We start from the raw sequence: 17,749 nt of genomic DNA, 5'->3' as shown, positions 1-17,749 counted from the left end.
TGAAAGATATATCGCACCACCTTGCAGATTTTCTAAGCAAATCCGGCAGTTGCGGCATGAGATTTGGGGGGTGTTGCAGGGGTGTGAAAAAAAATCCCCTGTTAATTTTGAGTTATATATTAGTTACAGGAGTCCTAATCTCCCTGCAAAGCCCTTTTTTATAGGGGGATGGGGTGCAAATTCCGTCGCCGAGTGACTCTGAAACCCCGATCAAATGACTCCGATCCCCCGATAAAGCGATTCCAAACCCCCGTTGCGAGCGCATGTGGATAACTCTAGGGTGGGTGTAATCAAAACCACGAAAACGAGTCGCCCCGTTTCAGGACCTCAAACCAGGCCAAACAGGGGAGACCAGAGCAGTATAATCCGCACCCCGAAATCGGGGGCATGAAGGCAGGCAGAGTTACGATGACAGACGCGGTGAGCGCATATCCCCCAGAAGGGCAGGGGGAGTTCTTTCTGTGCGATATTTTTGGGGCGATCCCCAAGAACGATTTGGTCTCGATGGAACATCCGCTGTTCTCGCTGGCCACGCGTCCGGATCGGCGCATCCTGAATTACGAACACAATGGCGCCGAGATTACGGTGACGCCCAGCGTCAAAGGCTTGGCGACCATCCACGACAAGGACATCTTGATCTTCTGTGTCAGCCAGCTGATGGCGGCGTTGAATGCGGGCCGCCAGGTGAGCCGCACCCTGCATCTGACGGCGCATGATCTGTTGGTGGCCACCAATCGCGAAACCTCTGGCGATGCCTACCGGCGTTTGCGTGAGGCGTTTGAACGTCTGGCCGGCACTAGGATCACCACCAATATTGTCACCGGCGGTCATGAGATCACCAGCGGCTTTGGCCTGATCGAGAAATGGGAGATCGTGCGCAAGGCGCCCACGTCAAAAAAGAATGGTGGGCGCATGGTCTCGGTCGCGGTCACCCTGTCGGATTGGCTGTATCGGGCGGTGCTGTCGAAATCGGTGCTGACGCTCAGCCGCGACTATTTCCGGCTCCGCAAACCGCTGGAGCGGCGGATCTATGAGCTGGCGCGCAAACACTGTGGCCGCCAGCCGGAATGGACCGTCTCGGTGGATACGCTGCTGAAGAAATCCGGTTCGGCCAGCCCGCGCCGGGTGTTTCGCAAAATGCTACGCGATATGATTGCGGCGGACACGTTGCCCGATTACGCGATCGAGGAACGTCCCGGCGATCTGATGCGGTTCTTCCGCAAGGGGGCTGTGGTCGAAAGCGGCGGCGTGCCGCAGGCGCTGCCGACCTTGCGCCCCGAGACGCTGGAGGAGGCGCGCGCCCTGATGCCCGGCGCAGATGCCTATGCGCTGGAGGCCGATTGGCGCGCCACCTGGCTGCGCAGCGGCCAGCCTGCTTTGCGCAATGCGGATGCGGCGTTCCTGGGCTGGGTCAAAAAGCGCGCCCAAACGCGGTGATCTGCCGCTCTGTTTGCCCGCCGGCTACTTCCTGGTTTCGACCTGTCTTCCCGCTCTTCCCGCGCGTGCGGGGCACGGCGTGAGAAGAGGGAAAGGCCAGCGCAACCCAGGGGATATTTAAAAACTCACGGGTTTTCATTTTTTCGTGAATTAAATAGAGTGTTCAATTATCGAGGTGCATTTTATTTCACGGACTTTTTGGGGTGCTTTTATCCATGGTCGAATTTGCCGCTGCAGGAGTAGGCAGGATCGGCGAAACCCTGCCCTATTTCCGCCAAGGATTAATCTTTTTTTAGTCAAATTAACCAAGTCTAGTTACCGTTAGATATAGCTGTATGGAAACCGCGATGGATCTCTCGATGACATGGACTGCCTGCTACGGTGTTGTGGCGCTTTTTGCGATCACGATGACGCGGCGTGAACAGCGCAGCCATGGGCAGATCTCGGCGGTGAATGGGGTGCTGGGCTTGGCCCTGTCGGCCCTATGGCCCGTCGCAATCGTGATGCTGCTGGCCAGTCTTCTGTGGCAGGCGACCCCTTTGCGCACGGTCAAAGCGGTCAAGGAAGAGCTCTGCTAAGGCGCAGCATATCGCCAAAATTTCTGACATCAAAATGCCCGGCCGCTTATGCGGCCCGTTTTGCGTTCACAGCCCGCCTCCGCAGGGCCTGAGCCTGGGCTTGTCTGGGCTGGCCGAACTCCAATCCCGTCAATGTCTGACGGATAGGGCCCAGGTTTGGAACGCAGATGGGGGGCTTGATTTGAGAAGAGTGGTTTGCGGCGCCGCCTTTTTGCTCGGCGCGCGCGTGATCTTCAGCGCCCGGTTGCCTGCACCACCACCCGAACGGTTGCTGCCAAGAGCCGCACATCTTGGCGCAGAGAAATGCTGAGCGCATAGGCGTTGTCAAACCAGGCACGATCTGAAAATGAGGCTTCATTACGGGCAGATACCTGCCAGCTGCCGGTGATGCCGGGGCGCATGTCGTAATAGGCGGTGCCGGGGTAGTGCACCTGTTGGTCGGGCATCATCGGCCGCGGTCCCACCAGGCTCATATCGCCGCGAAAGACGTTCCAGAATTGCGGCAGCTCATCCAGCGAGCTTTTGCGCAGCATCCGGCCAAACCGGGTGATGCGGGGATCCTGGCTCAGCTTTTGTTTCTCATCCCATTCGGCGCGCGCTTTTGGGTTTTTCTCCAGATAGGCCGCAAGCTTTTCATCGGCCTGATGCACCATGCTGCGCACCTTCCACATGGTGAATGCACGCCCGCCGCGGCCCACGCGGGTCTGGCGGTAAAAGGGTTTGCCGCCGTCGCGAGCGACCACAAGGGCCAGGGTCAAAATCAGGGGCACAACAATGGGTGCCGCGATCAGAACCAGGGTCAGATCCAAGAGGCGTTTGCCAATCCGAAGATAGAATTTTGCAGGAGGTATCTGGGCGGACTCGCTGGTGTGAGGCAGGCTCATCTTCCGCATATCAATCAGTCCCATATCTATTCTGCTCCTAAAGCATTTGGCGTATAATTCATATGCTTTGGCCGGGGCGAACCATGCCTGGGAGACAGCTTTAAAAACGATGCCGTCTCAGGGCGAGGGGGTGCAGACCAGAGCCAAAAGGTAGTGCCGCAGACAATAATTATTTTATTCAATACGGATTTGTTTTGCCTATCTAATTTTGCGAGCGCAAGCCTTGTCTGGTCCATTAATTGTGACTTTATGGGTGCGCCCAAAATAACGTGGCAAATTTGAGCAAAACTCAGGGAGTTCCTTAATAATGAGTTACCAGATTGTGACGCGATCATGACTATGACTGGAAAATGCCGCACACTTTATAGGTGATTATATGCTGCGAAATGTGGGTTGCAGCTGCAGATTCGGGCCGGGCTCTGTTTGGTGCGGGCAGGGGGCAAAAAACCTGTGGCACGGGCGCGGGAGAGCCCCTATGGATGGGCAAGAAGAGAGTAAAGGGGGTTTCACAATGTTGATGGAACAAACCAAACTGCCCGGTGTTTTGATCCTGACCCCGCAACGTTTTGGCGATGCACGTGGGTTTTTCAGCGAAAGCTGGAACAAGCAGCGGATGGTGGATGCGGGCATTGATCTGGAGTTCGTGCAGGACAACCATTCTATGTCCGCCGAAGTGGGCACCATTCGGGGTCTGCATTTCCAAACGCCCCCCCATGCCCAGGACAAGCTGGTGCGCTGTGGGCAAGGCGCGTTGTTTGATGTGGCGGTGGATATCCGCAAGGGCTCGCCCACCTATGGGCAGTGGGTCGGGGTCGAATTGACGGCAGAGAACGGCAAACAGCTGTTGGTGCCCAAAGGGTTCCTGCACGGGTTTGTCACCCGCGCGCCGATGACCGAGATCATCTATAAATGCACCGACTATTATGCGCCCGACTGTGATGGTGCGGTGCGCTGGGACAGCTGCGGTATCGACTGGGGCTTTGATGGCAGCCCGATCCTGTCTGACAAGGACGCGGTGGCACAGACCCTGGCGGATCTGGACAGCCCCTTTACCTTTGAGGCGACCGAAAGCGTCGCGGGATGACCCCGTCGGCGCAGGATCCCGACTGGAGCCGTGAGGCCTGCACAGGCGGCTGGCAGCCGTCTCGGCGCCTGTTGCGCAGCCTGCGCGCCTATCAGCGCCCCGGTACTGCTGGGTTTGCTGGCGGGCTGCGTCGCCGTTTGGCGGTGCTGCATCACCGGTTCTGGTCTGCGGTCACTGGCGCCGATATTCCCTTGAACGCGCAGATCGCAGGCGGTCTGTTGTTGCCCCATCCCAATGGGGTGGTGATCCATCCGGACGCCGTGGTCGGACCCAATTGCCTGTTGTTTCAACAGGTGACCCTGGGCACCACCGCCGGGCGCAGCGGCGCGCCGCGTTTGGGGGGACATGTGGATGTGGGGGCCGGCGCCAAGCTGCTGGGCCCTGTCAGCATTGGCGATCACGCGGTGATCGGGGCCAATGCGGTTGTATTAAGCGATATTCCCGCCGGAGCGGTGGCCGTGGGCTCCCCGGCGCGGGTGATTAAACAAAAGGGTGAGACATGAAACTTCTGGTCACCGGCGGTGCCGGTTTTATCGGGTCGGCTGTGGTGCGTCAGGCCATTGCCCAGGGCCACAGTGTGGTCAACCTGGATGCGCTGACCTATGCCGCCTGTCTGGAGAATGTGGCAAGCGTCGCGGATCATGCCAATTACGCCTTTGAACAGGCCGATATCCGCGACCGCGCCGCCTTGGACCGGGCGTTTGAAACCCATAAACCCGATGCGGTGATGCATCTGGCGGCCGAAAGCCATGTGGACCGTTCCATCGATGGTCCCGGCGATTTCATCGAGACCAATATCACCGGCACCTATAATATGCTGGAAGCAGCGCGCAAATATTGGACCGACGCCGGCAAGCCCGAGAGTTTCCGCTTCCACCATATCTCGACGGACGAGGTTTACGGCAGCCTGCCCAAAGATCCGAGCGTGATGTTCACCGAAGACACGGCTTATGATCCGCGTTCGCCCTATTCGGCGTCCAAGGCCTCAAGCGACCATCTGGTGCGGGCGTGGGCGGAAACCTACGGTCTGCCGGTGGTGCTGACGAACTGTTCCAACAATTACGGCCCCTTCCATTTCCCGGAAAAACTGATCCCGGTGGTGATTTTGAATGCGCTGGCGGGTCAAGATCTGCCGATCTATGGCGATGGTTCCAACATCCGCGACTGGCTTTATGTGGAAGACCACGCCGATGCGCTTTTGCTGGTGGTGCAAAAGGGCGCATTGGGCCGCGCCTATAACATTGGCGGTGAGAATGAGCGCACCAATCTGGAACTGGTGAAAACCCTGTGTGCCATTCTGGACGACAAACGCCCCAAGGCGGGTGGTGGTTCCTATGCGGATCAGATCACCTTTGTGACGGATCGTCCGGGCCATGACGCGCGTTACGCAATTGATCCCACCCGCATCCGCACCGAGCTGGGCTGGCGGCCATCTGTGACGGTCGAAGAAGGTCTGGCGAAAACCGTGCAATGGTATCTCGACAATGAGGCCTGGTGGCGCGCGTTGCAGGAACGCGCGGGCGTCGGCGAACGTCTGGGCGTGAAAGCTTAGAGGCGGCCCCCGGTCAAGACACGGTCGGACGTATTTGGGAAAAGATGAAAGCGCGCGCGGACATGGGGCACGTTTCTGCGTGGAGAGGGTAAGAGATGAACATTCTGGTCTTTGGCAAAACCGGGCAGGTGGCGCAGGAATTGGCTCCGTTTGACGGTGTCACCTGTGTGGGGCGTGATCTGGCGGATCTCGCTGATCCTGCGGCCTGTGCGGCACTGATTGAGGCGCGCGCACCTGATGCGGTGATCAATGCTGCCGCCTATACGGCGGTGGACAAGGCGGAGGCAGAAGAAGATCTGGCCTCTGTCATCAACGGGGCGGCGCCCGGTGCGATGGCGCAGGCCTGCGCGGCGCTCAATATCCCGTTTTTGCATATCTCCACCGATTATGTTTTTGCCGGTAACGGAGAGAGCCCTTGGACGCCCGCAGATCCGGTAGACCCGCCCAATGCCTATGGCCGCTCCAAACTGGCCGGTGAACAGGCGGTGCAGGCGGCGGGGGGCAGCCATGCGATCCTGCGCACTTCTTGGGTGGTCTCGGCCCATGGCAATAACTTTGTCAAAACCATGCTGCGTCTGGGGGCAGAGCGTGACAAGCTGACCATTATTGCCGACCAGATCGGCGCGCCCACGCCGGCCCGTGATATTGCGGCGGCCTGTATGGAGATGGCGCAACAGCTGGCGGCAGATCCGGCAAAATCCGGCACCTATCATTTTCAGGGCACCCCCTTTGCCAGTTGGGCGGATTTCGCCCGTGAGATATTTGCGCAAAGCGGCACCACATGCGTGGTCGAAGATATCCCCACCACTGCCTATCCGACGCCCGCGGTGCGCCCGTTGAATTCGCGGCTGGATTGCACCGCATTAGAGACTGTTTTTGGTATAACCCAGCCGGATTGGCGGCAGGGTCTAGGTGATATTTTGAAGGATTTGGGAGCAGGGTCATGACTGCAGCGACACTACAGCGCAAAGGTATTATTCTGGCAGGCGGTTCCGGCACCCGGCTGTACCCGATCACCATGGGGGTCTCCAAACAGCTGTTGCCGATCTATGACAAGCCGATGATCTATTATCCGGTCTCTGTGTTGATGCTGGCCGGCATCCGCGAGATCTGCGTGATCACCACGCCGCAGGATCAGGCCCAGTTCAAACGCACCCTTGGTGATGGCAGCCAATGGGGGGTGGACTTCACCTATGTGGTACAGCCCTCTCCGGATGGTCTGGCGCAGGCCTTTATCCTGGCCGAAGCGTTTCTGGGCGGCGCGCCCTCTGCGCTGGTTCTGGGCGACAATATCTTCTTTGGTCACGGATTGCCGGATCTTCTGGCGGCAGCCGATCAAAAACCGGCTGGCGGCACCGTCTTTGGCTATCACGTGGCGGATCCGGAACGCTACGGCGTGGTGGATTTCGACGATCAGGGCCAGGCGCGCGAGATCATTGAAAAACCCCCCGCACCGCCGTCCAACTATGCGGTCACCGGGCTTTACTTTCTGGATGGTACCGCGCCGGAACGCGCCCGCGCCGTGAAACCGTCGCCGCGCGGCGAGTTGGAGATCACCGATCTGTTGCAGACCTATCTGGATGAGGGCGCGTTGAGCGTCAAAACCATGGGGCGTGGCTATGCCTGGCTGGATACCGGCACCCATGCGTCGCTTTTGGATGCGGGTAATTTTGTGCGCACATTGCAAGAGCGTCAGGGTCTGCAAACCGGCTGTTTAGAAGAGATCGCCTATGATCAGGGTTGGATTTCCGCTGCGGCGCTTGCACAGCGGGCTGAAATGCTGAAGAAAAACGCCTATGGCGCTTATTTGGCGAAACTTTTGGAGTAAGACTTTTCCATGAAGATCCTCTTGGTGCACCAGAATATGCCCGGCCAATATCGGGAAATGATTGGGTGGCTGGCGGCACAGGGGGATCATGAGCTGGTGTTTCTGACCCAGCGCCACCCCGCGCCCCAGTTCAAAGGCGTGAAGACGGTGCAGTATAAGCCCCATCACCGCGCCGCGGAGGAGGCCTATGGGCTGTCCAAAGTCTGGGAAGAGGCCACAGGCTCTGGATTTGGTGCGGCGATGGCTGCACAAAAGCTGGAGCGCGAGGCCGGGTTCAAGCCCGACATCATCCTGGGCCACACGGGATGGGGGGAACTCTTGTTCATGAAGGACGTCTGGCCAGATGTGCCGGTGCTGGGCTTTTTTGAATATTTCTACCTGAACAGTGGCGGTCCGGTGGGGTTTGACCCCGAAGATCCGCCCAGCGAACACAGCCGGTTTTTGCTGCGCGCCCGCAATGCGGTGCCCAATGCAAATCTGGATGCGGTGGATCTGGGCACGGTGCCGACCCAGTGGCAGCGCGATAGTTTCCCCGAACGGTTTCATTCGAACTTCTACACCTGCCACGACGGCATTCGCACCGATCTGTTAAAGCCCAACCCCGATGTGAACCTGTCGCTGGGCCGGCTGGAGCAGCCGATCACCCGCGATGATGAGGTGCTGACCTTTATGGCGCGCAATCTGGAACGCACGCGGGGGTTCCATGTGTTCATGCGCGCGCTGCCGGAAATCCTGGAGGCACGTCCAGCGGCGCGGGTTCTGGTGATTGGCGGCAATGGCACATCCTATGGCAAGGCAAGCACCCATCCCGGTGGTTTGCGCGGAGAGATGGAGGCCGAGCTGGGCCACCGGGTCGATTGGAGCCGGGTGCATTTCCTGGGCCAGGTGCCCTATGACGCCTATCAACAGGTGATCCAGATCAGCCGCTGCCATCTGTATCTGACCATGCCCTTTGTGCTCAGTTGGTCGTGTCTTGAGGCGATGTCGATGGGGGCCACAATGGTGGCCACCGATGTGGGTCCGGTGCGGGAAGCCATCACCCATGGGCAAACCGGTCTGTTGGTGGATTTCTTTGATCCTGCCGCCTTGGCCAAACAGGTGGTCGAGGTGTTGGCGCATCCGGATGACTATGCCCATCTGGGGCCAAATGCGCGCGCCCATGTGGTGGAGAACTATGATTTCCTCACCCGGTGTCTGCCCGAGCACTTGACGCGCATAAACAGTCTGGTGACCACCGGCGCGCAGATCAAACTGCCCTAAACCGATCTATTCCCCGGTTTAGGGTTCTATTTTCAAATCAATTGCCGATATTGCTGGTGGTGTTGAAGACGCCGACAAAATTGCCAAAGATCGAGGCGACGGTCAGAACATCCGTTACCGGAGCCTCGGTTGCGATCACCAGATCCTGCGGCTGGATTGCAAACTGACGGGCGGAAAACAGACCGTCTGCCGTGGTCAGATCCAACGAGAACACCACCCGTTTTTTGCGCGGTCCCCGTGCGCCCGGTGCGATGGCGGAATTGCCATATTCGCGCAGGATCAGGATGCCTTTTGGATCTGCATTGCGGTCCGACAACCCGCCGGCCACGGAAATCGCATCCATCGCTGACATGGCGTCCTGGTTGAAAATATGCTGGGCCTCGGTGCCGGTGGCACCAAAGGAGAGGAAATAGCGCTCATCCTCTTCTACAAACACCCGGTCACCGCCGCGCAAGAGCGTGTCTAATGTTGGGTTATTCAGCAGGTTTTCCACCGAGGTGCCATAGATCTGGTTGCCGCGCACCAGGCGAATCTGTGGGTTGTTGAGGTTGAGCCCAATGCCGCCCCCGGCTGAGATCAGCCCCAGAACCGTGTAATTGCGATCCGGCATCGGATAGGTGCCGGGACGGGCCACGCCCGAGACCAGATCCACCGAATTGTTGCGCCCTTCCTGCAGGCTCAGCTGCAATTGCGCATTGGGCACGATCTCTTCCAGCGCCTCTTGCAGACGTTCGCGCGCCAGATCCGGGGTCAGGCCGCGCACGGCAACTTTGCCCACATAGGGCATGAACACGGTGCCATCGCCGGCAACCTTCATGTCCTGTAGTTGTGCGACCTTCTGCAACGGTGCCGTCAGAAGCGAGTTGTCACCGCTGTCCCAGACCTGCAGGGTCAACAAATCACCGGGCTGGATATATTGGGTTTTGGCCCCTTGGCTGCGACCAATCCAGCTGAGGTGTTCTTGCTGGCCGGTGGCGGGCCAATGTTCAACGCTGGGCAAAAAGGCGCGGGTGACCGGGTAAAGCGCGAAATCCGCATCCACCTCTTGGGCCTCGCGCAGGATCTCGCGGCTGGCCGGGGCTCCTCCAGGTAAGCGGCTACAGGCGGCGGGCACAAGAACCAGACCTGACAACAGGACGGCGGACAGGAAGCGGAGCATTGAGAATCCAGTCAGGAAAAATTAATTTTGGGTAAACGCAAGATAGCCAGACGGGCAGTTGCGTCAACACAAGGCGCAATCACAATGAAAGACGCGGCACAATGAGCACGCAAGACATCACCAGACCCACCTTAATTCTGGGCGCAAATGGCCGCATTGGTCAGGCGCTGCGCCATTTTGCGCCCGAAAGCTGGCAAGAGCGGCTGCGTCTGCAGCGGCGCAGCCCGGCGGACGACAGTACGAAAAACGGAGCGGATTGGCGTGTTTTTGCGCCACTCACCGACCCAGAGGCGTTGCGCGCGGCCGCAACCGGCTGCGGCCATATCCTGTGTCTGGCAGGCAGCGTGCCGGGGCGCGGCGATCTGGAGGATAACGCCCGTCTGGCCATCGCAGCCGTCGAGGCCGCCGCAGATGCGGGCTGCGGCCGGGTGATCTTGACCTCATCTGCGGCGGTTTATGGGCGCAGCAGCGGCCCCTTGCGTGAGGATCAGCCGTTGCGGCCCGCCAACGCCTATGGGGAGGCCAAGGTCCGGATGGAAGAGGCCGGGCGGATGCGGGCTGATGCGCTGGGGGTGGCGGTCTGCGCGCTCAGGATTGGCAATGTGGCAGGCTTTGATGCGATCCTTGGCGGCTGGAAGCCCGGTTTTACGCTGGATCAGTTCCCAGATGGCACAACGCCGCGCCGCAGTTACATTGGCGTGCAGGCGCTGGCGCAGGTGATCTGCGATCTGATGGAGGCCAAACGCCTGCCGCCTGCGCTCAACGTGGCGCAGCTGCGCCCCATTGAAATGGGAGAGCTTTTGACCAGGGCTGATCTGGAATTTGCCACCCGCCCGGCCCCTGCGGATGCGATTTCTGATGTCACGCTGGACCTGACCCTGCTGCAATCCTGCCTGAACACGCCCGTGGTGCCCGCCTGTGGCATCAGCCTGGTGGCGCAATGGCATGGCTTCTGCCAATAAGGGCGGCAAAGGAATCCCCGGGGGTAGACTATGACCTGGAGCAAACGGCTGTTTGATCTGTTTTTTGTCACATTGTTGATTGTGATCCTGGGCCCGGTGCTGTTGGCGCTGCTGGTCTGGTTGCTGATCAAGGAAGGCCGACCGCTGTTTTATGTGGCAGAGCGGATGAAAACCCCGACCGAGCCGTTTGCCCTGTGGAAACTGCGCACGATGACGGTGGTTGACGACGACAGCGGCGTGTCAGGGGGCGATAAAGCGGCGCGGATCACCAGGACCGGCGCCTGGCTGCGCTCCAAACGGCTCGATGAATTCCCGCAGCTGTGGAATATCCTGCGCGGCGATCTGTCCTTTGTAGGCCCACGCCCGCCGCTGCGCCAATATGTGGAAGCCTATCCGGAAATCTACAACGAGGTGCTGAAGTCGCGCCCCGGCGTCACCGGGCTTGCGTCAATCGTCTATCACAAACATGAAACCCAGCTGTTGGAGCGCTGCGCCAGTTCTGAGGAGACCGATACGGTCTATTCGCTCACCTGCGTGCCCACCAAGGCGCGGCTGGATCTGATTTATCAGCGCCATCAAAGCATGTGGTACGACTTTGACCTGGTGTTTCAGACCATCGGCAACCTGTTGCGGCGGGGGTAGCCGGGCGGGCGAATCTGCTGAGTTTTGGGACACAAATTGCGACGGTGCGGTCTAAGGCATGGAAATCAGACTTGCATCTTTGAGTTGTGTGGTGCACGCAGGAAACATAAGAACTTAATCTGTTGGCACAATTTCGCCCAAAGCGGGATTTATTTTGCTGCAGTGCAAATAAAAGCTACCGCCTCTGTGTAGGCCTGTGATTTGTCTGAACAGGTGAGGACGGGCGCGAGGGTTCGCGCCGTGGTGCATTTCGGGGGATATAGCTGAAATGTGCATCACATGCGCATCTGGCCACGATGATTGGCCGGATGTTAAAAAAGAATTGATGCTTTGGACCTTATGAGCACAGGCACATGAATTAAAGACCTCCCTGTATGGGTGGGTGGGACGCGAATGTTTCGACTACTGAGCTCTCTGACGCGGGCGCAAAAATCATATATTTTCCTGGGCATTGACCTGCTGCTGCTGCCGTTGGCGCTTGTTTTTACATTTGCTGTACAAAACCTGCCAACTCCGGCTGCGGATCTTCTTGCGGCCAGCCTGCCCGTTTTGCCTTATGTGATGGTCTTTTCCGCCTTGTTTGCGCTGTGGCTGGGGCTGCCGCATGTGCAGCTCAATGCCTATGAACGCCATGCAGTGGGGATGACGGCCTTGGTGGCGCTGTTTGCTGGTGGGGTAGGGGCGGCGGCAATGCTGTTGTTTGGCCCGGCGCTGCCGTTGGGCACCTATGTGGTGTTTGCGCTGGTCTATTTTATCGCCATGGTGGCGGTGCGGGCGGTGTTGTTTCAGATTGTGATGTCGATCTACCGCCGGGCGCAACCGCGTAACCGTGTTCTGATTTATGGGGCTGGGGCCACAGGCACCCAATTGGCACAGGCGCTGCGCAGCCATGACTGGATCGATCCGGTGGCTTTTGTGGATGACAATAAATCCCTGCAGGGCGTGACATTGGTTGGCCTGCAGGTCTATGCGCCGTCGCATATCGAAGAGCTGGTGAAAACCCGCCAAATCACACGCGTATTGCTGGCAATGCCGTCACAAAGCATGCCAAAGCAGGCGCAGATAACCCAACGTCTGCAGGCGTTGAAACTGGATGTGCAGGCGCTGCCGTCGTTTGCCCAACTGATCGGCACCGAAGCTCTGGTGGAAAAGCTCACCCCCGTGGCACCGAAAAATTTCTTGGGCCGGCGTGCTCATGATGTGCCCCTGGCCGCAGCGGCAGATGCCTACCGAGACAAGGTTGTGCTGGTTTCAGGCGCGGGGGGATCCATCGGGTCGGAACTTTGTCGTCAGGTGATGGCCTGCCGCCCGACCAAATTGGTGCTCTATGAGCTGTCGGAGCTGGCGCTTTATACCATCCACCAGGAGCTGTGCGCCCAGGCCAAGGCGCATGGCATCGCATTGGTGCCGGTGCTGGGCTCGGTCACTGATCCGCGTCAGGTGCGCGAAGTGCTGAGCCGCCATCAGGTGCGGGTGGTGCTGCATGCGGCCGCCTATAAACATGTGCCATTGGTGGAAGAAAACCCGCTGGCGGGGCTGGCCAATAATGTCTTTGGCACCCGGACCCTGGCGCGCGCGGCGGGGGATTTTGGCGTCGACCGTTTTATCCTGATCTCATCGGACAAGGCGGTGCGCCCAACCAATGTGATGGGCGCCTCCAAACGGATGGCGGAACTGGTGTTGCAGGATCTGGCCAGCCGCAGCTCCCATACGGTCTATTCGATGGTGCGTTTTGGCAATGTGCTGGGCTCGTCGGGTTCGGTCATTCCGCTGTTTCAGGAACAGGTGGCACGTGGCGGGCCGGTCACGGTGACCGATCCCGATGTGCGCCGGTTCTTTATGACCATCCAGGAAGCGGTGCAGCTGGTGTTGACCGCCAGTGCGGATGCCAAAGGCGGCGAGGTCTTTGTTCTGGATATGGGCAAACCGGTGCCGATCATCCAACTGGCCCGTCAAGTGATCGAAAGCGGTGGCTATACCGTGCGGGATGAGGCCAATCCCGAGGGAGATATTCCGATTGAAATCATCGGGTTGCGCCCTGGTGAAAAGATGGAAGAGGAGCTGACGCTCACCGATGAGCTGATGCTGACTCGCCATCCCAAGATCTTCTGCGCCCATGAAGCGGTGATCTCTGAGATCGAAGTGGCCGCCTTTGTGCGGGCGCTGCGCCAGGCGGTGGCCAGTAATGACGCCGAGGCGGCACGCGCCCTGGTGGCCCATTGGGTCGAAGGCGATGGGATCAAAGTGGCCACACATGCCACATCCTGAGGGTCGAGATCCCAGCAACAGTTGATCGGTGCCGGGCTTTCGTGGTCTAAGGCGAAAAACAGGCGCAAGCCAAAGACATGAGATAAAGGCGGGGCAGAAGGTGACCGGTTCCACAACAACCCCAAGGCAGATGCGGGGCCGTGCAAAGCTGCGCGCAGCACTGGTGCTGGCTTTTACCGCAGGCCTGACCAGCATCGCACAGGCGCAGACGGTTGCAGAGGCGCCAAATTTTGATCGCCCCGCCCAGCCCAGTCTGAACTTTTATGGCTCTCCGGGGATTATCGACCTGCCCTCGGGCGAACATCTGCCCGAAGGCCAGTTCACCACCACCTATTCCTATTTTGGCGGCACCAGCCGGTATAACCTGACCTTTCAGGCGCTGCCCTGGCTGTCGGCGTCGTTTCGTTATAACGGCATCCAGAACCTGAACCTATTTGGCTTCAACACCTATTATGACCGTGGCTTTGACGTGCGCTTCCGGCTTTTGCGCGAACGCAAATACCTGCCCACGCTGACGCTGGGGCTGCAGGATTTTGCCGGCACCGGTATTTATGCCAGCGAATATCTTGCCGCGACCAAGACCTTTGACACGCCCGGTCTGGGCGGTGGGGATGGCACGCTGAAAGTCACGGCCGGTCTGGGTTGGGGACGGCTGGGGTCAAACGGGGCGATTGGCACCATTGGCACCCGCGGCGCCTTTAATGGCGGCGATACCGGGGGCGAATTGTCGGTGGATCAATGGTTCCGCGGCGATGTGGCACCGTTTGCCGGTCTGGAATGGGAGCTGGATGACCGCTGGGGGATCAAGGCGGAATATTCCTCAGACGCCTATGAGCTCGAAACCCAGCAATCCAACGTCTTTGAACGCAAGTCCTCGCTGAACTTTGGGGTGGAATACCAACAAAGCCCCGGTCTGCGGCTGGGGGCCTATTACCTTTATGGCTCTGAAATTGGTGTAAACGCGCAGATCCAGCTGAACCCGCGCCATCCCACCCAACCCATTCGCATCCCCGCGCCCACCCCGGTGGTGCCGCGCAGCCAATGGGCGACCGAAGAGGCCCATTGGAGCCCCGACTGGGCGGCCAGTGAAAACAAACGCGGCCAGATCCGCGATCTGATGGCCGACGCTTTGAAGGCGGATGGGCTGACGCTGGAGGCGGTGATCCTTGAGGGCAATGTGGCCGAGGTGCGCTATCGCAATAACCGCTATCGCTCTTATACGCTGACCATCGGCCGGGTGGCGCGCGCGATGGCGCGCACCTTGCCGCCCTCGGTGGAGACCTTCCGGATTGTACCAGTGCGTCGGGGCTTGGGCCTGTCGACCACGGTGATCCGGCGCAGCGATCTGGAAGCGCTGGAATTTGCCCCCGAGGCCGCAGATGCGCTGGTGGCGGTCACGGGTTTTCAAAACGCAGGCCCCTTGCCCGAGGGGGCTGATTTCTCCGATGAGCTCTACCCGGCTTTTGCCACCTCAATCTCGCCCTATGCGGCCCCAGCCTATTTTGACCCCGACCAACCCTTCCGGCTGGATGTGGGGCTGGATTTCGGAGCCTCTTATGCGCCGGCGCCGGGCTGGCTTGTCTCGGGCACCATTCGCCACCGTCTGGCGGGCAATGTGGAAGACGGGCGCGCCTCAAACTCGGTTCTGCCACGGGTGCGCACCAATCAGGTGGAATATGCCCAGTTCGATACCACGCTGGAAAACCTCTATGTGGCGCGCAACTGGAAACCGGCGTCTGATCTTTATGCCCGCGCCACCGTTGGCCTGTTGGAAAGTAACTTTGGCGGTGTCTCAGGCGAAGTTCTGTGGAAGCCGGTCAATTCCCGCCTCGCGCTGGGGGTTGAGGGCAACTATGTGAAGCAACGCGATTTCGATCAGCGGTTCTCCTTTCAGGAGTACAGCGTCTTTACCGGCCATGCCTCGGCCTATTACGAGGCACCGCGCGGGTTCCTGGCCCAGGTGGATGTGGGTCGCTATCTGGCCGGCGATGTGGGCGCGACCTTCAGCGTCGACAAGACCTTTAACAACGGCTGGTCGGTGGGCGGTTTTTTCACCCTCACCAATGTCTCGGCCGAAGAGTTTGGCGAAGGCTCCTTTGACAAGGGGATCCGCTTCCGCATTCCGCTGGACTGGCTCTGGGGGAAACCCTCGCGCAATGCCTTTGGTCTGACGGTGCGCCCCACCCAGCGCGACGGCGGCGCGCGCCTGTCGGTGCCCGGACGCCTGTATGGGCAGATCCGCGAAGGCCATCGCAAAAGCCTGGTCGATCAAAAGGCGAGGATCTGGGAATGATCAAGCAAACACGTCTTATGGGCGCCCTTGTGGGGTTGGCCTTGCTGGCCGCCTGCGCCAAAGGCCCGGAACGCACCCCCTTGGAGGTGGAGATCTTTTCGACCATCCGCGAACAGATCGCCCTGCGCCGCGCCCCCAAACAGGAGCGCCCGCCCCTGACCCGCGCGCTTTTGGACACGCTGGGCAGCCCCTATATCGAGGTGACGCTAGAGGCCAATGGAATCTTTGCCTATCTGCAGCCACAGCTGGTGCGCCGCGATGATGGCCCCGGTGAGGTGGTGCATTGGGTGACCGAAGACCAGGTCAGCGTGACTTTGCGTGATGGGATCTTGATTGCCACGCGGGGCTTGCGCGGCGATCTTTTGTCGGCGTCAACTCTGGCGCAGTCCGGTGGGCCGCAAGGCCCCGAAGGCCGTGGCGCGCGGCTGTTTGATCTGCGTTTTGGCGATCACGAATCCAAAACGCTTGAGATGGCCTGCACCGTTGCCGATCTAGGGGCGGAGCCTCTGGAGATTGTCGAGATCACCTATGCCACGCACCACCTGCAGGAGACTTGCGAAGGCGCGAATGGACGGATTGTGAATGACTTCTGGGTTGATTCCCGCACGGGCCGCGTCTGGCAATCGCGCCAATGGGCCGGGCCTTTGAATGGCTATATTCGCATCCGTCAGCTAACGCTTTAAGCATGAATTGGCTGATTTTCGCCGCAAAGCCGTGGCATCTGTGCACTGATGGCGGGACAAACTGATTTTTAAGTGTTTTGCCCGCATAAGTCGCGTTGAAATAAGGTCACTTCTTGCCTAGGGTCCAGGCAGGATATCCTAATGAAAACCCCATGGAGTTTTTTTGACTATGAAACAGATTTTTGCAGCAGCTCTCGTTGCCGTTCTGGCCGCAGGTTCCGCTTCCGCACAAACCGCTGAGCCAGGCGCAGCAGCCGGTGGCGCTGGCGGCGCCGGTGCCGCTGGTGGCATCGCGGGTACCGGTCTGGCAGCAGGCACCATCGCAGCTGGCGTTCTGGCCGCTGCCGTTGTGATTGGCGTTGTTGTATCCGACGACGACGAAACAAGCACAACCACTTCCACCACCAACTAAGGTGGCCGCTCCCGGACGCGGGGGTTTTGGTTGAGAGATATAAAGCGGATCCCGTTGTAACGGGGTCCGCTTTTTCTATGGGGCGCAGGGCGGGTCAGATAGTTTTGGTAAACACGTGGCGAATGTCAGAAATGAGGTAAGCGTCCGGCCAGGCTGGTCTGACGCGGCATAGAGTGTGTTGATAAGTGTCCACTATTGCTAGTGGACATCTTGAGGGCGGATATGGCGGGCAAGAAGGGTCAGAAGAAGCGGTTCTGGTCGGATGACGAGAAGGTGTCGATCTGCGCGCAAACATGCGCGCCTGGTGTTTGTGTCGCGCAAGCTGCACGTCGGTATGCGATGAACACCAATCTGATCCACAAATGGCTGCGTGATCCCAAGTTTGCGCCTGACCTGGAGGCTGTCGAAGAACAGACTGCCCCGGAGCCGTGCTTTCTTCCTGTTGAGATTGTCGACCGCACCCCGATCAAAGAGACGGCCTCGACGACTGACACCAAGCCCGCACAAAGCGCGATTGAGATCGATATCGTGGGCGGTCATCAACTGAGGATTGTCGGCAGCTATGATCCAGAAGCATTGGCCCAGCTCATCCGGGGCCTGTCTACATGATCCCTGTTCCGGCGAACACGCGGGTCTGGCTTGCGGCTGGTGTGACCGACATGCGGCGCGGGGTCACGACGCTGGCAGCCCAGGCGGAACAGACGCTG

At 59.4% G+C, this 17,749-nt stretch carries 17 protein-coding genes and 1 pseudogene; 16 read left to right on the top strand and 2 right to left on the bottom strand.

What is annotated here, in order from left to right; translation table 11 throughout:
• The first annotated feature begins 408 nt into the window (after positions 1–408).
• Both KMP13_RS11485 and KMP13_RS11480 read left to right on the top strand, forming a co-directional pair.
• Complete coding sequence (locus KMP13_RS11485) at positions 409–1,437, top strand: replication initiator protein A (protein WP_215265999.1); 1,029 nt, start codon at positions 409–411, stop codon at positions 1,435–1,437.
• Positions 1,438–1,796: 359 nt separating this feature from the next.
• The gene (locus tag KMP13_RS11480) at positions 1,797–2,015 is read left to right on the top strand and encodes a hypothetical protein (protein WP_215265998.1); all 219 of its coding nucleotides are present in this window, start codon (positions 1,797–1,799) and stop codon (positions 2,013–2,015) included.
• Between the two features lie 233 nt (positions 2,016–2,248).
• Here the strand turns inward: KMP13_RS11480 and KMP13_RS11475 are convergent, their stop codons facing one another.
• Entirely contained in the window at positions 2,249–2,923 is a 675-nt protein-coding gene (locus KMP13_RS11475; protein WP_215265997.1) for a sugar transferase, read from the bottom strand.
• A 487-nt stretch (positions 2,924–3,410) separates the two neighbouring features.
• On the opposite strand from KMP13_RS11475, the gene rfbC reads away from it, so the two are divergent.
• The 6 genes from rfbC (at position 3,411) to KMP13_RS11445 (ending at position 8,623) form a co-directional block, all read left to right on the top strand.
• Positions 3,411–3,983: a dTDP-4-dehydrorhamnose 3,5-epimerase gene (gene rfbC / locus KMP13_RS11470; RefSeq protein ID WP_215265996.1), complete on the top strand. Its 573-nt coding sequence runs from the start codon at positions 3,411–3,413 to the stop codon at positions 3,981–3,983.
• Positions 3,980–4,486, top strand: coding sequence for a serine O-acetyltransferase (locus KMP13_RS11465; RefSeq protein ID WP_215265995.1), 507 nt, complete (start codon positions 3,980–3,982; stop codon positions 4,484–4,486). Before rfbC ends, KMP13_RS11465 begins: the two co-directional genes overlap by 4 nt.
• The gene (rfbB, locus tag KMP13_RS11460) at positions 4,483–5,535 is read left to right on the top strand and encodes a dTDP-glucose 4,6-dehydratase (protein WP_215265994.1); all 1,053 of its coding nucleotides are present in this window, start codon (positions 4,483–4,485) and stop codon (positions 5,533–5,535) included. The genes KMP13_RS11465 and rfbB overlap by 4 nt, the downstream gene beginning before the upstream one ends.
• A 95-nt stretch (positions 5,536–5,630) precedes the next feature.
• Entirely contained in the window at positions 5,631–6,482 is an 852-nt protein-coding gene (gene rfbD / locus KMP13_RS11455) for a dTDP-4-dehydrorhamnose reductase (RefSeq protein ID WP_215265993.1), read from the top strand.
• Positions 6,479–7,363, top strand: coding sequence for a glucose-1-phosphate thymidylyltransferase RfbA (gene rfbA / locus KMP13_RS11450; RefSeq protein WP_215265992.1), 885 nt, complete (start codon positions 6,479–6,481; stop codon positions 7,361–7,363). The genes rfbD and rfbA overlap by 4 nt, the downstream gene beginning before the upstream one ends.
• Before the next feature lie 9 nt (positions 7,364–7,372).
• The gene (locus KMP13_RS11445) at positions 7,373–8,623 is read left to right on the top strand and encodes a glycosyltransferase family 4 protein (RefSeq protein ID WP_215265991.1); all 1,251 of its coding nucleotides are present in this window, start codon (positions 7,373–7,375) and stop codon (positions 8,621–8,623) included.
• Positions 8,624–8,660: 37 nt separating this feature from the next.
• On the opposite strand, the gene KMP13_RS11440 is transcribed toward KMP13_RS11445, so the two are convergent.
• Positions 8,661–9,782, bottom strand: a complete 1,122-nt coding sequence (locus KMP13_RS11440) for a polysaccharide biosynthesis/export family protein (protein WP_215265990.1) — start codon at positions 9,780–9,782, stop codon at positions 8,661–8,663.
• A 101-nt stretch (positions 9,783–9,883) separates the two neighbouring features.
• On the opposite strand from KMP13_RS11440, the gene KMP13_RS11435 reads away from it, so the two are divergent.
• From KMP13_RS11435 to KMP13_RS20500, 8 genes and pseudogenes are all read left to right on the top strand, one after another.
• A complete protein-coding gene (locus tag KMP13_RS11435; protein WP_215265989.1) occupies positions 9,884–10,744 on the top strand; it encodes an NAD-dependent epimerase/dehydratase family protein in 861 nt (286 codons plus the stop codon).
• 30 nt (positions 10,745–10,774) lie between these two features.
• Positions 10,775–11,386 (top strand): sugar transferase, encoded by a 612-nt coding sequence (locus KMP13_RS11430; RefSeq protein ID WP_215265988.1) that lies wholly within the window; start codon positions 10,775–10,777, stop codon positions 11,384–11,386.
• Positions 11,387–11,779: 393 nt separating this feature from the next.
• On the top strand, positions 11,780–13,654 hold the full coding sequence (locus KMP13_RS11425) for a nucleoside-diphosphate sugar epimerase/dehydratase (RefSeq protein WP_215265987.1): 1,875 nt from the start codon (positions 11,780–11,782) through the stop codon (positions 13,652–13,654).
• Positions 13,655–13,784: 130 nt separating this feature from the next.
• The gene (locus KMP13_RS11420) at positions 13,785–15,947 is read left to right on the top strand and encodes a YjbH domain-containing protein (protein ID WP_215266064.1); all 2,163 of its coding nucleotides are present in this window, start codon (positions 13,785–13,787) and stop codon (positions 15,945–15,947) included.
• Positions 15,944–16,630: a YjbF family lipoprotein gene (locus tag KMP13_RS11415; protein ID WP_215265986.1), complete on the top strand. Its 687-nt coding sequence runs from the start codon at positions 15,944–15,946 to the stop codon at positions 16,628–16,630. Before KMP13_RS11420 ends, KMP13_RS11415 begins: the two co-directional genes overlap by 4 nt.
• A gap of 169 nt (positions 16,631–16,799) precedes the next feature.
• On the top strand, positions 16,800–17,042 hold the full coding sequence (locus KMP13_RS11410) for a hypothetical protein (RefSeq protein ID WP_215265985.1): 243 nt from the start codon (positions 16,800–16,802) through the stop codon (positions 17,040–17,042).
• A 222-nt stretch (positions 17,043–17,264) separates the two neighbouring features.
• Positions 17,265–17,651 carry an IS66-like element accessory protein TnpA gene (tnpA, locus tag KMP13_RS11405; RefSeq protein WP_215265984.1) on the top strand — a complete coding sequence of 129 codons (387 nt, stop codon included), beginning with the start codon at positions 17,265–17,267 and terminating at the stop codon, positions 17,649–17,651.
• Positions 17,648–17,749 (top strand): annotated as a pseudogene (locus tag KMP13_RS20500) (IS66 family insertion sequence element accessory protein TnpB); the annotation flags it as partial. The gene tnpA and the pseudogene KMP13_RS20500, both read left to right, overlap by 4 nt.

Origin of the sequence: Epibacterium ulvae, from assembly GCF_018678075.1 — a bacterium.
Lineage (GTDB): Bacteria > Pseudomonadota > Alphaproteobacteria > Rhodobacterales > Rhodobacteraceae > Epibacterium > Epibacterium ulvae_A.
The sequence above is the reverse complement of the archived record's forward strand: the minus strand, read 5'-3'. Positions and strand labels throughout refer to the sequence as shown.

Excerpts from the sequence above, each read along its gene's own strand:
- rfbD (WP_215265993.1), top strand. The coding sequence starts at position 5,631 with ATGAACATTCTGGTCTTTGGCAAAACCGGGCAGGTGGCGCAGGAATTG.
- KMP13_RS11465 (WP_215265995.1), top strand. The coding sequence starts at position 3,980 with ATGACCCCGTCGGCGCAGGATCCCGACTGGAGCCGTGAGGCCTGCACA.
- KMP13_RS11440 (WP_215265990.1), bottom strand. The coding sequence starts at position 9,782 with ATGCTCCGCTTCCTGTCCGCCGTCCTGTTGTCAGGTCTGGTTCTTGTG.
- KMP13_RS11485 (WP_215265999.1), top strand. The coding sequence starts at position 409 with ATGACAGACGCGGTGAGCGCATATCCCCCAGAAGGGCAGGGGGAGTTC.
- KMP13_RS11410 (WP_215265985.1), top strand. The coding sequence starts at position 16,800 with ATGAAACAGATTTTTGCAGCAGCTCTCGTTGCCGTTCTGGCCGCAGGT.
- tnpA (WP_215265984.1), top strand. The coding sequence starts at position 17,265 with ATGGCGGGCAAGAAGGGTCAGAAGAAGCGGTTCTGGTCGGATGACGAG.
- KMP13_RS11435 (WP_215265989.1), top strand. The coding sequence starts at position 9,884 with ATGAGCACGCAAGACATCACCAGACCCACCTTAATTCTGGGCGCAAAT.
- rfbA (WP_215265992.1), top strand. The coding sequence starts at position 6,479 with ATGACTGCAGCGACACTACAGCGCAAAGGTATTATTCTGGCAGGCGGT.
- KMP13_RS11475 (WP_215265997.1), bottom strand. The coding sequence starts at position 2,923 with ATGGGACTGATTGATATGCGGAAGATGAGCCTGCCTCACACCAGCGAG.
- KMP13_RS11430 (WP_215265988.1), top strand. The coding sequence starts at position 10,775 with ATGACCTGGAGCAAACGGCTGTTTGATCTGTTTTTTGTCACATTGTTG.
- rfbB (WP_215265994.1), top strand. The coding sequence starts at position 4,483 with ATGAAACTTCTGGTCACCGGCGGTGCCGGTTTTATCGGGTCGGCTGTG.
- rfbC (WP_215265996.1), top strand. The coding sequence starts at position 3,411 with ATGTTGATGGAACAAACCAAACTGCCCGGTGTTTTGATCCTGACCCCG.
- KMP13_RS11425 (WP_215265987.1), top strand. The coding sequence starts at position 11,780 with ATGTTTCGACTACTGAGCTCTCTGACGCGGGCGCAAAAATCATATATT.
- KMP13_RS11445 (WP_215265991.1), top strand. The coding sequence starts at position 7,373 with ATGAAGATCCTCTTGGTGCACCAGAATATGCCCGGCCAATATCGGGAA.
- KMP13_RS11415 (WP_215265986.1), top strand. The coding sequence starts at position 15,944 with ATGATCAAGCAAACACGTCTTATGGGCGCCCTTGTGGGGTTGGCCTTG.
- KMP13_RS11420 (WP_215266064.1), top strand. The coding sequence starts at position 13,785 with ATGCGGGGCCGTGCAAAGCTGCGCGCAGCACTGGTGCTGGCTTTTACC.
- KMP13_RS11480 (WP_215265998.1), top strand. The coding sequence starts at position 1,797 with ATGACATGGACTGCCTGCTACGGTGTTGTGGCGCTTTTTGCGATCACG.